General features: G+C 66.2%; 19 protein-coding genes and 1 tRNA gene. 11 read left to right on the top strand and 9 right to left on the bottom strand.

The window, feature by feature from the left end; all coding sequences use genetic code 11:
• Nucleotides 1-252 precede the first annotated feature (252 nt).
• Nucleotides 253-327 (bottom strand) — tRNA-Gly (locus IT549_RS08985).
• Nucleotides 328-511: 184 nt separating this feature from the next.
• Here IT549_RS08985 and IT549_RS08980 point away from each other — a divergent pair.
• The 3 genes from IT549_RS08980 (at nt 512) to IT549_RS08970 (ending at nt 2,526) form a co-directional block, all read left to right on the top strand.
• The gene (locus tag IT549_RS08980; protein WP_292972209.1) at nt 512-1,417 is read left to right on the top strand and encodes a tetratricopeptide repeat protein; all 906 of its coding nucleotides are present in this window, start codon (nt 512-514) and stop codon (nt 1,415-1,417) included.
• 12 nt (nt 1,418-1,429) lie between these two features.
• On the top strand, nt 1,430-2,035 hold the full coding sequence (locus tag IT549_RS08975; RefSeq protein WP_292972206.1) for an LON peptidase substrate-binding domain-containing protein: 606 nt from the start codon (nt 1,430-1,432) through the stop codon (nt 2,033-2,035).
• A gap of 74 nt (nt 2,036-2,109) precedes the next feature.
• Nucleotides 2,110-2,526, top strand: a complete 417-nt coding sequence (locus IT549_RS08970) for a hypothetical protein (protein WP_292972203.1) — start codon at nt 2,110-2,112, stop codon at nt 2,524-2,526.
• An 18-nt stretch (nt 2,527-2,544) separates the two neighbouring features.
• Here the strand turns inward: IT549_RS08970 and IT549_RS08965 are convergent, their stop codons facing one another.
• The 6 genes from IT549_RS08965 to IT549_RS08940 form a co-directional block, all read right to left on the bottom strand.
• Nucleotides 2,545-3,195, bottom strand: coding sequence for a MarC family protein (locus IT549_RS08965; RefSeq protein WP_292972200.1), 651 nt, complete (start codon nt 3,193-3,195; stop codon nt 2,545-2,547).
• Nucleotides 3,195-3,896 (bottom strand): hypothetical protein, encoded by a 702-nt coding sequence (locus tag IT549_RS08960; RefSeq protein WP_292972197.1) that lies wholly within the window; start codon nt 3,894-3,896, stop codon nt 3,195-3,197. The genes IT549_RS08965 and IT549_RS08960 overlap by 1 nt, the downstream gene beginning before the upstream one ends.
• Nucleotides 3,897-3,937: 41 nt before the next feature.
• On the bottom strand, nt 3,938-4,834 hold the full coding sequence (gene folD, locus IT549_RS08955) for a bifunctional methylenetetrahydrofolate dehydrogenase/methenyltetrahydrofolate cyclohydrolase FolD (protein ID WP_292972194.1): 897 nt from the start codon (nt 4,832-4,834) through the stop codon (nt 3,938-3,940).
• Nucleotides 4,831-5,127: a YggT family protein gene (locus IT549_RS08950; RefSeq protein WP_292972192.1), complete on the bottom strand. Its 297-nt coding sequence runs from the start codon at nt 5,125-5,127 to the stop codon at nt 4,831-4,833. The genes folD and IT549_RS08950 overlap by 4 nt, the downstream gene beginning before the upstream one ends.
• Before the next feature lie 114 nt (nt 5,128-5,241).
• Nucleotides 5,242-6,150, bottom strand: coding sequence for an acetylglutamate kinase (argB, locus tag IT549_RS08945; RefSeq protein ID WP_292972189.1), 909 nt, complete (start codon nt 6,148-6,150; stop codon nt 5,242-5,244).
• 219 nt (nt 6,151-6,369) lie between these two features.
• A complete protein-coding gene (locus IT549_RS08940; protein ID WP_292972186.1) occupies nt 6,370-7,023 on the bottom strand; it encodes a queuosine precursor transporter in 654 nt (217 codons plus the stop codon).
• A gap of 135 nt (nt 7,024-7,158) precedes the next feature.
• On the opposite strand from IT549_RS08940, the gene IT549_RS08935 reads away from it, so the two are divergent.
• The 7 genes from IT549_RS08935 to IT549_RS08905 all read left to right on the top strand — a co-directional run bounded on the left by IT549_RS08935 (nt 7,159) and on the right by IT549_RS08905 (nt 11,457).
• Entirely contained in the window at nt 7,159-8,409 is a 1,251-nt protein-coding gene (locus IT549_RS08935; protein WP_292972184.1) for a nucleoside transporter C-terminal domain-containing protein, read from the top strand.
• A 51-nt stretch (nt 8,410-8,460) separates the two neighbouring features.
• Nucleotides 8,461-8,730, top strand: coding sequence for a type II toxin-antitoxin system Phd/YefM family antitoxin (locus tag IT549_RS08930; protein ID WP_292972181.1), 270 nt, complete (start codon nt 8,461-8,463; stop codon nt 8,728-8,730).
• A complete protein-coding gene (locus tag IT549_RS08925) occupies nt 8,727-9,086 on the top strand; it encodes a type II toxin-antitoxin system RelE/ParE family toxin (protein ID WP_292972178.1) in 360 nt (119 codons plus the stop codon). Before IT549_RS08930 ends, IT549_RS08925 begins: the two co-directional genes overlap by 4 nt.
• A gap of 79 nt (nt 9,087-9,165) precedes the next feature.
• Nucleotides 9,166-9,567, top strand: a complete 402-nt coding sequence (locus IT549_RS08920; protein WP_292972176.1) for a thermonuclease family protein — start codon at nt 9,166-9,168, stop codon at nt 9,565-9,567.
• Between the two features lie 9 nt (nt 9,568-9,576).
• Nucleotides 9,577-10,155, top strand: a complete 579-nt coding sequence (locus tag IT549_RS08915) for a thermonuclease family protein (RefSeq protein WP_292972173.1) — start codon at nt 9,577-9,579, stop codon at nt 10,153-10,155.
• Nucleotides 10,156-10,174: 19 nt separating this feature from the next.
• Nucleotides 10,175-10,477, top strand: a complete 303-nt coding sequence (locus IT549_RS08910; protein WP_292972171.1) for an antibiotic biosynthesis monooxygenase — start codon at nt 10,175-10,177, stop codon at nt 10,475-10,477.
• On the top strand, nt 10,474-11,457 hold the full coding sequence (locus IT549_RS08905) for a hypothetical protein (RefSeq protein WP_292972169.1): 984 nt from the start codon (nt 10,474-10,476) through the stop codon (nt 11,455-11,457). Before IT549_RS08910 ends, IT549_RS08905 begins: the two co-directional genes overlap by 4 nt.
• A 15-nt stretch (nt 11,458-11,472) precedes the next feature.
• On the opposite strand, the gene IT549_RS08900 is transcribed toward IT549_RS08905, so the two are convergent.
• On the bottom strand, nt 11,473-12,228 hold the full coding sequence (locus IT549_RS08900) for a molybdopterin-dependent oxidoreductase (protein ID WP_292972166.1): 756 nt from the start codon (nt 12,226-12,228) through the stop codon (nt 11,473-11,475).
• Nucleotides 12,225-12,998: a cytochrome b/b6 domain-containing protein gene (locus IT549_RS08895; protein WP_292972164.1), complete on the bottom strand. Its 774-nt coding sequence runs from the start codon at nt 12,996-12,998 to the stop codon at nt 12,225-12,227. Before IT549_RS08895 ends, IT549_RS08900 begins: the two co-directional genes overlap by 4 nt.
• Nucleotides 12,999-13,116: 118 nt before the next feature.
• On the opposite strand from IT549_RS08895, the gene IT549_RS08890 reads away from it, so the two are divergent.
• Nucleotides 13,117-14,022 (top strand): DMT family transporter, encoded by a 906-nt coding sequence (locus IT549_RS08890; protein WP_292972161.1) that lies wholly within the window; start codon nt 13,117-13,119, stop codon nt 14,020-14,022.
• Nucleotides 14,023-14,145: the final 123 nt, after the last annotated feature.

The following is a 14,145-nucleotide window of genomic DNA, read 5'->3' as shown; positions in this document are numbered from 1 at the left end:
TCCAGAACTCAAATCACTTCGAGCCTGTCCCACGATAGGCTGCAGAATATGATCCAAGCGAATGCTTGGGAAAGCTGGAATTACAATCGACCAAAACCAGCCAGTCTATCGACAGCCTTCTGACATCTTATCGAATCTGATGCACAGGCCGTCGTGCTTACAGAGTGCTTACAGGGGAAGCGTGCTGACCCATTGTAAGCGTAAGTCTCCGCCCACTTGGGGCGATTACTAACTGAATTTAATGGGAAAAACTGGAGCGGGCGAAGGGATTCGAACCCTCGACCCCAACCTTGGCAAGGTTGTGCTCTACCCCTGAGCTACGCCCGCTCGAACGCCTGCGCCCTGTGTTGCATAAGCCCCAGGGCCGGGGTGAGGCGCGCGGTTAGCACCGGCTTTGGGCCTTGCCAAGGGGAAAAGTGGGTTAATTGCATTCACGCGCATTATCCCTTGGCAAATGGCCACGAAGGGCCAAATTGGGCGCGAACCATTTTCAAGCGATTGGAGTACCCGCGTGGCAAGCCTTGGCCTCAACCTCGACGAACAGAAGGCGGTCGATCGATTCCGCAAGACGGTGGTCGAACCATCGATGACCAGCCTGGTGATCCTCGACTTCTGGGCCGAATGGTGCGGCCCGTGCAAGGCGCTGACCCCGGTGCTGGAAAAGATCGCGGTCGACTATGCTGACAAGGGCGTGGTGCTGGCCAAGGTCAATGTTGACGAGGAACAGTTCATCGCCGCGCAGTTCCAGGTGCGCTCGATCCCCACGGTCTATGCGCTGTTCCAGGGCCAGCCGGTGGCCGACCTGACCAATGCCCGCAGCGAATCGCAGCTCAAGCAGGTGATCGACCAGTTGCTGGCCAAGCTGCCGATCAAGGCCGGCGGCGCCCCGGCGCAGGATCTGGCACCGCTGCTGGCGATGGGTGAAGAGGCGCTGGCGGACGGCGATGGAGACCGCGCCGGTTCGATCTTTTCGCAGATCATCGAAATCGATCCGGCCAGCGGCGCGGCCTATGGCGGGCTGGTGCGCGCCCTGGCCCTGCTGGGCGAGCTGGAGCAGGCCGATGGCATCCTGGCGGCGCTGCCGGTCGAGCTGGCCCAGGACGGCGATGTCGCCCGGGCCCGCGCGGCGCTGGAACTGGCCCGCAACAAGCCCGACAATTCGGAACTGGCCGCATTGCAGGCCGCCGCGCAGGCGCCGGGCAACATGGAAGCGCGGCTGGCCTATGCCGAAGCTGCCTTTGCCGCCGGTGAACGCGACGCGGCCGGCGATGCGCTGCTGGCGATGATCGGAGAAGACCGCGAATGGCAGGACGGCGCGGCCCGGGCCAAGCTGCTGCAGATCTTCGAGGCGGTCGGGCTGGAAGACCCCTGGGTCGCCGCCCAGCGCCGCAAGCTGTCGCTGCTGTTGTTCGGCTGACGGTCCGGCGCGGTGCGCATCTCGATCTTTCCCTTGCCCGGGGCGATCCTGTTTCCGGGGCTGCAATTGCCGCTGCACATCTTCGAGCCGCGCTATCGCGCGCTGGTCAAGGATGCGCTGGCGCGTGACCGGCGGATCGGAATGATCCAGCCGCAACGCGCAAGCGAGGGCGCCCCGCTCTATTCGATCGGCTGCCTGGGCAAGATCGGCGAGGTCGAGGCGCTGGATGACGGGCGTTTCAACCTGGTGCTGGAAGGCGAGGCGCGCTTTCGCCTGCTGCGCGAACTGGAAGTGGTCACTCCGTTCCGCCAGATCGAGGGCGAGCTGATCGCGGAGGAGAGCTTTCCCGCGCTGTCGCCAATCGAGCGCGCCGGGTTTGAGCGCGAGGCACGGCGCTTTGCCGATGCCCAGGGCTATGCCGTCGATTGGGAAGCGGTGACTCGGCTGGACGACCAGTCACTGATCGACGGGGTCAGCCAGATCGCCCCGTTCGATGCCGCCGCCAAGCAGGCGCTGCTCGAAGCCGATACGATCGCCGCGCGCTGCGAGCTGCTGGTCCAGCTGATGCAGTTCTTCGGCCGGCGCGACAGCGACGAGGGGCGGGTCACGCTGCAATAAGATTCTTCCGGTTTTGCCCGGGGTGAAATTGGCCTAACCTGCGGCTTCGTGAGTGATCGCAGGAGGATCGAGCCATGTCCCGAATGATCGTTTCGCTGGGCGCCGCCGTGCTGGTGGTCGCCCTGTCGCCTGCCGCTGCTGCCGAACCCGGCAAGGGCCGGTCGCAGCACGGCAATCACGCCGAACATGCCGAACACGCCAGGCCGCACCATGCCCTGCCGCCAGCCGCCAAGGTCAAGCTGAAGCGCGCCAGGCCGTGCCCGCCGGGGCTGGCCAAGAAGCACACCGGCTGCCTGCCGCCGGGGCAATGGCGCAAGGGCGACCAGCTGCCCGACAGCTGGATCGCGCAGTATCTGGCCTATGCCGCGCTGCCCGACTTCTATCGTTCGCGTTATCAGGCCAATCCGGCCTACCGCTATGTCTATCGTGACGACCGGGTGTTCGTGGTCGATGCGGTGACCCGCACGATCGTGAACATCATCCTGCGGTAGAACGGATCAGGCTTCGGATCAGGCGGCAGTCTGGGCCACGCCCAGCACCGCCTTGATCCCGTCGATCACATATTGCGCGGCGAGCGCCGCCAGCAGCACGCCCAGCAGGCGGGTGATCACCGCCTCGACCCGCTTGCCCAGCAGCTTCATCAGCGGCCCGGCGGCAGCGAGCGAAAGGAAGGTCAGCACCATCACCGCGGCCAGCGCGCCCAGCACCGCCAGGGTCTGCTCGGTCCCCTGCGCGCGGGCGGTGAGCAGCATGATGGTGGCGATCGAGCCGGGGCCGGCGATCATCGGCATGGCCATCGGGAAGACCGAAACGTCCTCCACCTCGGGGGTTCCGGCATGTTCGGCGCGAACCTTTTCGGCGCGCTCCTCACGCCGCTGGGTGCGCTTTTCGAAGACCATGTCGAGCGCGATCACGAACAGCATGATCCCGCCCGCGACGCGGAACGAATTGAGCTCGATATGCAGCGCGCCCAGCAGGTCCTCGCCAAACAGGGCGAAGATCACCAGGATCACGGTGGCGATCAGGCAGGCCCGCCAGGCCATGGTGGTCGACTGGCTGCGACTGGCATCGCGCACCAGCCCGGCATAGATCGGCGCGCAGCCCGGCGGGTCGATCACCACGAACAGGGTAACAAAGGCCGAGAGGAACAGGTCGAGCATTACTTGGCGGGCGCTTCCACCTGGATGTCCTGCACCGTGGCCGGCTTGCCATCGGCCAGCATGGTCACCACGAAGCGCCGGGCGCCATCGGGGCTGACCGTCACGTCCCAGCTCAGCGTCCCGTCAAGCGAGCGCCCGGCCAGATGCGCAGGATCGAGCGGGGGCAGCTTGCCCTTGAAGTCCTTGGGCTTCTGCGCGCGTTCGGGGCGATAGCCGGCCGGGCAATCGGCCACCTTGGACACGATCATCTCGGGCTCATCAAGCGGCAGCGGCAAGGCATCGCCCTGATCGAGCAGCCACTTGTAGCTGCCGTTCTTCTGGCGCTGCCAGACCGTGGTGAAATAGCCCGACTTGTCACCCGTCTGCCAGGCCCCGCGGGTGACCGCCAGCGTGCCATCGCAGCTCGACCAGACCTGGTGCGGCTGCCACTTGACCGCCAGCGCGGGGTTGGGTTTGCCCTTGAGGAAGTCCTGCGCATAGACCGGCTGCGGCGCGAACATCACCGCGTCCTTGGTCGCGGTGGCAAGGAACGCGGGCCACTGGCCCTTTTCCTGGGCCAGCTTGGCAAAGGCCACTTCGGCCGCCACCACCGCACCGGGGTTGGCATAGCCCAGCCCGTCGCGCGGATCGTTGCGTTCGCGCGAAAACGCGGGCGAGGCCAGCAGCGCCACGGCTGCGACAAAGAGAATCGGTTTCCTCATCGCTGCAAGCTAGCGTGGTGCGGGGCCAAGCGCCAGCGCGGTCAGAGCGCGCCTTCGGCCAGCGCCACGCCGGCATTGCGGTGCGCGGCGACCAGCGCGTTGCGCAGCAGCACGGCGATGGTCATCGGCCCGACCCCGCCCGGAACCGGGGTGATCGCCCCCGCAACCTGCGCGGCTTCGGCATAGTCGACATCGCCGACCAGCCGCCCCTTGGCCGCGCCTTCGGCCGGCGGCAGGCGGTTGATGCCAACATCGATCACGGTCGCGCCGGGCTTGATCCAGTCACCCTTGACCATTTCGGGACGGCCGACCGCCGCCACCACGATGTCGGCGCGGCGCACCACATCGGCGAGGTCTTTGGTGCGGCTGTGCGCGATCGTCACGGTGCAGCTTTCGGCCAGCAGCAGCTGCGCCATCGGCTTGCCGACCAGGATCGAACGCCCGATCACCACCGCATTGAGCCCGGAAAGGCTGCCGAGCTGATCCTTCAGCAGCATCAGGCTGCCCAGCGGGGTGCAGGGAACCAGCCCCGGCAGACCGAGCGCGAGACGCCCGGTGCTGATCGGGGTCAGCCCGTCCACATCCTTGTCGGGGCTGATCCGTTCGACCACCGCCTGCTCGTCGAGGTGGGCCGGCAGCGGCAGCTGGACCAGAATTCCGTCAACCGCGGGATCGGCGTTGAGCTGATCGACCAGCGCGATCAGCTCGGCCTGGCCGGTTTCAGCCGGGAGCCGGTGCTCAAAGCTGGCCATTCCGCATTCGACGGTCTGCTTGGCTTTCGAGGCGACATAGACCTGGCTGGCCGGATCCTCGCCCACCAGCACCACCGCCAGACCGGCCTTGCGGCCTGCGCTCTGCTCGAAGGTGGCGGCAAAGTCGGCAATCCGCGCGCGCAGGGTGGCGGCAAAGGCCTTGCCGTCGATTACCGCGGCGCTCATTGCATGCTCGCCACGGCAAGGGTGACCAGGATCTTCTGGAACACGGTCAGCAGCACGATCAGCACCATCGGCGAAAAGTCGATCGGGCCGGTATCGGGCATGATCCGGCGGATCGGCTTGAGGATCGGTTCAAGCAGCATGTTGATCGACCGCCACAGCGCGGCGACGAAATCGTTGCTCGGGTTGATCACGTTGAAGCTGAGCAGCAGGCTCAGCACGAACTGGATGATCACCATCATCACCACGATGTTGATCAGGTAGCCGACAATATCGACAAGCGCGTAAAACAGCACGGGACCCATCCTCTGGTTCTTGAATGGCAGCGCTTAGCCCAGCACCGGGGCTGGGAGCAACCGTTGCATCCCCTGCAAAAAGCTGCCGGGTGGTTTAAGAAAATCTTCCGGTGGTCAGGCGTGGATCAGCGTGCCTGCCCCGCGCGCGGTGAACACTTCGAGCAGCATGGCATGCGGCACCCGGCCATCGAGCACGACCGCGGCCTCGCACCCGGCCTCGACCGCGTGGATGCAGGTTTCCAGCTTGGGGATCATCCCGCCCGAAATTGTCCCATCCTGTTGCAGCCGGGCGATATCGGCCGGGGTCAGGTCGGTCATCAGCGCGCCGGCCTTGTCAAGCACGCCGGGCACGTCGGTCAGCAGGAACAGCCGCGCCGCGCCCAGCGCCGCGGCGATCGCCCCGGCCATGGTATCGGCGTTGATGTTGTAAGTGGCGCCATCCGCCCCTGGCGCGATCGGCGCGATCACCGGGATCATCCCGGCGGCCGAGGCAGTTTCGATCAGCTTGGTATCAACCGCGGTCGGCTCGCCCACAAAGCCCAGATCGACCGCCTGTTCGATCTGGCTGTCGGGATCCTTGGCGGTGCGCTGAACCTTGCTGGCGGTAACCAGCCCGCCGTCCTTGCCCGAAATCCCCAGTGCCTTGCCCCCGGCGGCCGAGATCCAGCCGACCAGTTCCTTGTTGATCGCGCCCGACAGGACCATTTCGGCCACTTCGGCGGTGGCCTTGTCGGTCACCCGCAGGCCATCGACGAACCGGCTCTCGACCCCCAGCTTCTTCAGCATCGCACCGATCTGCGGGCCGCCGCCATGGACCACCACCGGATTGATCCCGATCGCCTTCAGCAGCACCACGTCTTCGGCGAAATCGCGTGCGGCCTCGGGATCGCCCATCGCGTGGCCGCCGTATTTGACCACGAAGGTGCGCCCGGCATAGCGCTGCAGATAGGGCAGCGCCTCAACCAGCGTTTCAGCCTTGGCAAGCATCGCCTGCATCTGTGCGGGATCGAGCGAATTGGACATAGTGGGGGCGCTTTAGCCCGCCCCGCGCAGAATTGAAGCGTTTTTGAACATGGCGCCTTCCCCCTTGATGGGGGAAGGATACCGGAGCTTTGCGGCTTCGCCGCTTAGCGAGGGTTGGATGGGGGTGATTTCACCGCCAGTCCGATCACGCTCATCCAACCGCGCCTAGGCTCCTTCGTCGCCAAGGCTTGGTAACCTTCCCCCATCGAGGGGGAAGGGTTACTTACGATCAAGCCAGCGCCCCAGCTGCACGAACAGCCAGATCCCCGGCGGGACCATGATCGTCGAAAGCACCAGCTTGGACACGATCTGGCCCTGCATGATCTGCATGATCGGCATGTCTTGGCCGTAGAAGCTGATGGTGATGAAGATCACCGTATCAACCACCTGCGAAAGCAGGCTGGCAATCCAGGCCCGCAGGATCAGCGCCTTGCCCTGCCCGCCCAGCAGCCGCGAGAACAGATAGACGTTAAGCGTCTGCGAGGTGCCATAGGAAATCAGCCCGGCAAACTGCATCCGCGCGCCCTGGCCCAGCAGCCGGGCGAAGGCATCCTGATCGTGCCAGAACGGCGCCGGCGGAACGGCAAAGATCACCACGGTCAGCAGCACCATCGAAACGATCAGCGGCACAAAGCCATAACGCACCAGCTTGTTGGCCATATCCTGGCCGAACAGTTCGGCCACCGCGCTGCTCATCACCACCAGCAGCAGGAAGGCGAAGATTCCGCTTTCCACCGCCAGATCACCCAGCACGGGCCAGTTGCCCAGCGCCGCCAGCTTGGTTCCCAGCACCCCGGCGAGCACGCACAGCCCGCCGTAGAGCAGCGAAAAGATGAAAAGCGAACGCGGCATCGCGATGGTCTGGTTCTGCATGGGCAGGGCTTAACGTGGGATTTGCGCGAGGGAAAGTGGCCTGCCGATTCCTCCCCAGAATGCCGAGGGTGAGGAATTGACCCGCATGCCAAAGCGGTTACCAAGGCGTCACAATTCCGGGGGAACGGGTCCGTTATGCCAAATCTCATCAGTCTTGCGGGCATTGCCCTGATCGCCCTGCTGGGCGTGGCGCTTTCTTCCAACCGCAAGGCGATCCGCCTGCGCGTGGTGGCCGCGGCCTTTGCCCTGCAGGCGGTGATCGCGGTGCTGGCGCTCAAGGTGCCGGCCGGGCGGATGGTGCTGGAAGGCATGTCATCGGGCTTCCTCAAGCTGCTCAGCTATTCCGAGGCCGGCACCCAGGGCGTGTTCGGTCCGCTGGCCGAAGCCCCGTTCAAGTATTCGTTCGCGATCGGCGCGCTGCCTGCGATCATCTTCTTCGCGGCGCTGGTCTCGATCCTCTATTACCTGGGGATCATGCAGCTGATCATCAAATGGATCGGCGGCGGGATCCGGGTAATCACCGGGGTGTCACGCGTGGAATCGCTGGGCGCGGCGGCCAACATCTTCGTCGGGCAAAGCGAAAGCCCGCTGGTGATCCGCCCGTTCCTGGCCGGGCTGACCCGTTCGCAGTTGTTCCTGATCATGACCGTGGGCTTTGCCGGGGTCGCCGGGACGATCCTGGCCGGCTATGTCAGCGCGCTGGGCAACGACGATGCCGCACGGGCGCTGCTCCCCTACCTGATCACCGCCAGCTTCATGTCGGCGCCGGGCGGGATCCTGATGGCCAAGCTGATGCAGCCCGACAATCCCGAGGACCTGGGCAAGGAACCCGAGGTTGAAGGCGAAATCCAGTTCGGCGAGGAAAAGCCCGCCAACATCATCATGGCCGCCGCCGAAGGCGCGCAGACCGGGGTCAAGCTGGCCGTGGCGGTTGGCGCAATGGTGCTGGCCTTCGTGGCGCTGATGGCGCTGCTCAACGGCCTGATCGGCGGAATCGGATCGCTGGCCGGACATCCCGACCTGTCGTTCCAGCAGATCGTGGGCTGGATCTTTGCCCCGGTGATGAACCTGGTCGGCGTGCCGTGGAGCGAGGCCGGACAGGCCGGCAGCCTGTTCGGCACCAAACTGGTGCTGAATGAATTCATCGCCTTTGGCGAGCTCAAGGACCTCAAGGCCACCTTCTCGCCGATCGCGCTGGCGGTCACCACCATCGCGCTGTGCGGCTTTTCGAACTTCAGCTCGATCGCGATCCAGATGGCGGTAACCGGCGGCCTCGCGCCCAATCAGCGCCCGGTCATCGCCAAGCTGGGACTCAAGGCACTGGCCGCCGGCAGCCTTGCCAACCTGATGAGCGCTTCGCTGGCGGGACTGGTGCTGAGCTTGTAACCCAAGGCCAATCAGACTATATTCGGATCAAATTCAGTCCGGAGAGTCATCGTGGGCCTGCATGAACGCGTCAAGCCGATCAGCTACCTCAAGGCCAACAGTGCAGACATTATCCGTGAACTGGGCGAAGGCGCACCGCCGCTGGTGATCACCCAGAACGGCGAGGCCAAGGCCGTGCTGCAGGATCTGGGCAGCTTCGAAGCGACCCAGGAACTGCTCGCCCTGCTCAAGCTGCTGGCGCTGGGCCGTGATGAGCTGGCGGCCGGGGAAACAGCGCCCGTCAAAGGCCTGGCCGATCGCATCCGTGCCAAGGCCCGGTGAAGGCCAAGGTCGAACTGACCCGCGGCGCCGAAGCCGACCTGCTGGACATCTATCGGCGGCGGCTGGGGCAGCGCGGCAGCGAAGGCCAGGACGGAGCCGAGGCGCTGCTTGACCGGATCGTGGCCGCAATCGAGGGCCTGGCCGAGCATCCGCTGCGCGGTCCTGTCCCGCCAGAGCTGGAAGCGCTGGGAATCCGGACCTACCGCCAGCTGTCACTGGCGCCTTTTCGCGTGATCTACTGGCCCGATATGGACCGCCCCGACCCCTGCGCCACTGTCATGCTGATCGCCGATGCACGGCGCGATTTCCGGGTCCTGCTGGAAGAGCGGATGCTGCGAGTCTCGCCGAAATCCTAGACTTATTGCTCCGAACCCGAGTAAAACCACGTGGTTTCCCGGATAGGTTTGTCACCCCCCGGACCGGCATTGGGCGGGCATGCCCATTGCCCTTGCCACCCTTGCCGCCGCTGCCTTCTCGCTCTGCGCCGAAGCTCCGCGTACCACCTGCGTCGTCGATGGCGACACCTTCTGGCTCAATGGCGAGAAGGTGCGGATCGCAGACATCAACGCGCCCGAAACGCATCAGGCCGGCTGCCCGGCGGAACGCGCGCTGGGTGAACGGGCCAAGGCCCGGCTGGTAGTGTTGCTCAACGCCGGAGAGTTCACGCTTGAGGTCGAAGGCCGCGCGACCGACCGCTATGGCCGCGCGCTCAGGGTGGTCAGGCGCGGCGGGCGTTCGCTGGGCGGGCAGCTGGTCAGCGAAGGACTGGCCGAACCGTGGAAAGGCAAACGCAGCGACTGGTGCGCCGCGCTTGCCGGAGGCGCGCTGCGCCGCTAGCCCGGTGCCATGCCCTGGCCGTTCCGCCGCACTGACTATGGCCGTGTCCTGCCCAGCCACCAGTGGCAGGGCCTGTCACGCCCGCGCCGGGCCTGGAACGCGCTGCGCTGGTGGCTGGGCGCGGCGCTGCTGATTGGTGCCACCTGGCTGTGGCTTGGCGGGCCGCCCCGGATCGGCCCCAGCACAATGCCGGCCGGACCCAGCGAGCGGATCGACGCACGCTTCACCCGCTGCGGCAAGGGCCGGGCGGAAAACTGCGTGATCGATGGCGATACGATCAAGCTGGGTGCACGCACCGTGCGGATCATCGGGATCGACGCGCCCGAAATGCACCCGGCGCGCTGCAGCGAGGAAGCGGCCAAGGGCGAGGCGGCGGTGGCGCTGCTGCTCGATCTGGTCAACGCCGGGCCGTTCACGCTGGCCGGGCCCTATCCGCCGGTCCACGACCAGTATGGCCGCGAACTGCGCCATGCGCTGCGCGCGCGCGCCGATGGTTCGGTGCAATCGCTGGCCGATGATATGGTCGCGGCCGGTCTGGCCCGTCCCTACTTGAACGGATCGCGCAATCCGTGGTGTTATGCGCAGTAACTGAAACGAGGAGTGTGCGATGCTGTTGATCGAAGGCTGGCTGAAGCTGGCGGCAGGCGAATTCGAAAAGGTCCGCGACCAGGGCATCGCGATGGTCCAGGCGACCAACCAGGAGGAAGGCTGCCTGCACTATTCCTTCGCGCAGGACATCGCCGATCCCGACCTGATCCGGATTTCCGAACGCTGGGCCAGCCAGGAGGCGCTCGCCGCGCATTCGGCCAGCGCGCATATGGCCACCTTCAACAAGGCGATGGGCAGCGTGCAGCGCGAAGGGGCCAGCCTGATGCTCTACAGCGCCGAAGAAGTCCGGAAGCTGATGTGATCCGGCCGCGCCTGCTCCTGGCGCTGGGCGCCCTGCTGCTGCCGGCCGCGCTGGGCGCCCAGGCACCGGCGCCGGCTCCGCCGGCTCCGCCGGCGGCGGCTGCGACGGCCGAACTGGCAACCCGGTTCGATCCACCGCTGGACAAGGTGCTGCGCTATCGCCTGACGCAGGAAAAGGTCCGTGACGGCGCGGTCGAGCAATCGACCATGGACCAGGAGATCACCTATGCGCGCAGCGGTGATCACGTGGTGATGACCGTGCGTCCGGTGCGGATGGGCAATGCCAAGGGCAGCATCGACCTGACCGATCCCAAGGCGCCTGTCCCGCCGACCCTGAAGCCGCTGCTCGCCCCGCTTTCGTTCGAACTCGATGCCGACGGGGCGATCGTGCGGATGCACAACTGGGAAGGTTACAAGCGCGATCTCAATGCCTCGATCCCGGTCATCGCGGCCTCGGCCGAACCCGATCCGGCCAAGCGCCCCCAGGCCGAGGCCTTCATGCGCGATTTCTTCGGCAAATACCTCAACGCATCGGCCGAGGATGCGCCAAGGCTGGTATTCAAGGGCTGGCCCGACCTGCTGGAACTGATGGGCGTTTCCGCGCCCGCGGGTGAAAGTGTCGAAACCAGCTCGGTCGCCCAGTCTCCGCTGTTTCCCCAGCCGCTGACCTACAAGGTCAGCATGCGGCTGACCGCCCCGCCGGGCAGCGGACTGCTGCACATCGAAGTGACTTCGGTGCCCGATCCGGTCCAGCTCAGGCAGGCGGTGACCGGGCTGATCGAAGGCATGATGAAGGCGGCGCCCAGTGGCCAGGCCGATCGCGCCACACTGGAACGCGAACTGGGCAGCATGGACCTTACCTCAACCATGGTGGTCGATCTCGACGCGCGCAGCGGACTGGTCCGCAAGGCGGTCATGACCAAGAACATGAAAATGGGCGGCAAGAGCGGGATGGAGCGGATCACGATCGAGGCGCAGTAGCGCCCGAAGGTCGGATCAGATCCCCGCGTACCACTGATAGCCGCGCAGGTCTTCCCAGTGACCGCCCTTGCCGCCGTAGAGGCCGGCGAGGGTCTGGGTAACCTCGATCCGCATCACGTATTTGGCCTGCTTGTAGCCCAGCTGCCGCTCAACCCTGAGGCGCACCGGCGCGCCGTGGCCTTCGCTGAGCGGAGCGTCGTTCATCCGCCAGGCCAGGATCGTCTGGGCGTGAAATGCGTCGATCAGGTCGATCGATTCGTAATAGGGCTTGCCATCGAGCACATCGGCGCAGTGGAACACCACATAGCGGGCCTGGGGCAGCAGCCCGGCCTGGGTGAGGATCGCACCCAGCTGCGGGCCCTGCCACTTGCCGATCGCGCTCCACCCCTCGACACAGTCGTGGCGGGTGATCTGCGTGCGTTGCGGCATCGCCTTCAGCGCATCGAGCCCCAGCGCCAGCGGGCGGTGGACCAGCCCGCCAACCTGCAGCGCCCAGCCGGCAAACTGGCTGGCCAGCAGGCGGCGATACTGGCTGTCTTCCACCCGGCTCGATCCGTTGACCCGAAAGTCGGGCGACATTTCGGCCTCGGTAAATTCGCGGGCCAGGGCATCGCCCACCAGCAGCCGCTGGGCGCGCATGGTCAGCCCTTCGGCCCCGGCCAGCCCCTGGCGCACGGCCTCGCTCTGGTTGAGCCGGTCGCAGCCCGAGAGCAGCAGCCCCCCGGCCCCGGCAGCCCCCATGCCCAGCAACCTGCGGCGCGAAACGATCATGCCTGCTCCTCGCGCTCGGGCGGCAGGCGGTAGTATCCGGTCAGCATCGAACGCAGCTCGTTGACCGGGCCGGCCAGCAGCACCATCGCCAAATGGACCAGAAGGAAAGCGACCAGCCCGGCGGCGCACAGGAAGTGCAGGCTGCGCGCGCTCTGCCGCCCGGCGAACAGGTCAACCAGCCAGGGAAAGCCCGCGTCGATCGCCGGCGACATGGCGAGGCCGGTCAGCACGATCCCCGGCAGCAGCACGAACAGCACCGCGCCATAGGCCAGTTTCTGCAGCACGTTGTAGCTGAGCGCCGCCAGGCCGGTGGGAAAGCGCAGCCGCGCGTGCTCGCGGATATCATGCCACAGGTGCCGCGGGGCCAGTTCGGCCAGCTGCGGGGCAAGGTTGCGCTTGAGGTGTTCGCTCGCCAGCGCCCAGCCGAGGTAGCCGATGAAGGCCAGCACCAGCGCCCAGGCGAAGGCCAGGTGCCACAGCCGCGCATCGGCCAGGCTGTAGTGCGAGGGCAGCGTGATCCAGCCCGGGAAGGGGATCCCGCCATTGACTTTCTCCAGGTCGAGCCAGGCCGGATCGGGGTTGGCGCCATAATGGCCCCAGTAGAGCCGGGGGTGGGCGTTGAAGATCATCAGCCCGCTCATCAGCATCACCGCCATGACCAGCGCGTTGGTCCAGTGCCAGATCCGCACCGGCCAGCGGTGGCGCAGCACCGTGTCGCCGCCCTTGGGGGGCGGTGCGGTGTGCTGGGGTGACGCCGGTGTGCTGTCCATGTGGCCTTCTGGTTAGTCCCGAATGCCATTCGCGGCAAATCCTGATCGGGTTACAGTCCGCCCGGCCTTGCGCCCCGCCGCGCCCTCCCCTACCCCGCTCGCCCAGGGGAGAACCAGCGTGTCCAGCGGCCAGCCAAGCCAGCACCATCACATGATGCCGTTCCTGGCGGTGGGCGCGGGAATCGCCACGTTCAGCGTGATGGACGCGCTGATGAAGGGCGCCAGCCTGGCGGTGGGCGCCTACAACGCGATGTTCTGGCGCTCGCTGGTGGGGGTGGCGGTGATGCTGCCCTACTGGCACCTGCGCGGCGGGATCTGGCCGCGCGGCGAAGCGCTGTGGCTGCATGCCCAGCGCGGGCTGACCAGCGCCTTCATGGCTACGACTTTCTTCTATGGACTCAAGTACCTGCCGCTGGCGGAGGGCATGGCGATCTCGTTCATCGCCCCACTGATCGCGCTCTACCTGGCTGCGGTGCTGCTGGGTGAGAGCATCGGCAAACGGGCGATGCTCGCCTCGCTGCTGGGGCTTGCGGGGGTGGTGGTGATCGCCGCGGCCAGGCTCGGCCAGGGCGGCTATGATACCGATACCGTCTGGGGGATCGGCGCGATCCTGGTTTCGGCGGTGCTCTATGCCTGGAACCTGATCCTGCAGCGCCGGCAGGCGCTGATGGCCGGGCCGATCGAGGTGGCGACTTTCCAGGCGGTGTTCACCAGCCTGTTCATGGCCTTGGTCGCGCCCTGGCTGGCCACGCTGCCGCCGCTGGAAATCATGGGCCACATCACCGCTTCGGCGCTGCTGGCCACCGTTTCGCTGATGCTGATTTCGTGGGGCTATGGCCGCGAGGAAACGCAGGTGCTGCTGCCGCTTGAATACAGCGCCTTCATCTGGGCCGCGCTGCTGGGCTGGCTGATATTCGACGAAGCGCTGACCATGCCGACCGTGGCCGGGGCCGTGCTGATCGTGATCGGCTGCTGGATCGCGGCGCGCAAGCAGCCTTCGCACACGGAACAGACCGCGCTTTAGTTCGGTTTTGGTGGCTTGCGCCCCTTGACCTGAACCCATTTCGCGCGCATCGGCGGCGCCGACACAGGGCCTTGCTGCATCCGCGAAAAGGGCGCGCGCGGTAAGGCTTCCACATTCAGGAGG

The sequence above is a fragment of the Novosphingobium sp. genome (assembly GCF_020852455.1).
GTDB lineage: Bacteria > Pseudomonadota > Alphaproteobacteria > Sphingomonadales > Sphingomonadaceae > Novosphingobium.
Note: the sequence above shows the minus strand (reverse complement) of the source record. Positions and strands in the feature narration are given on the sequence as shown.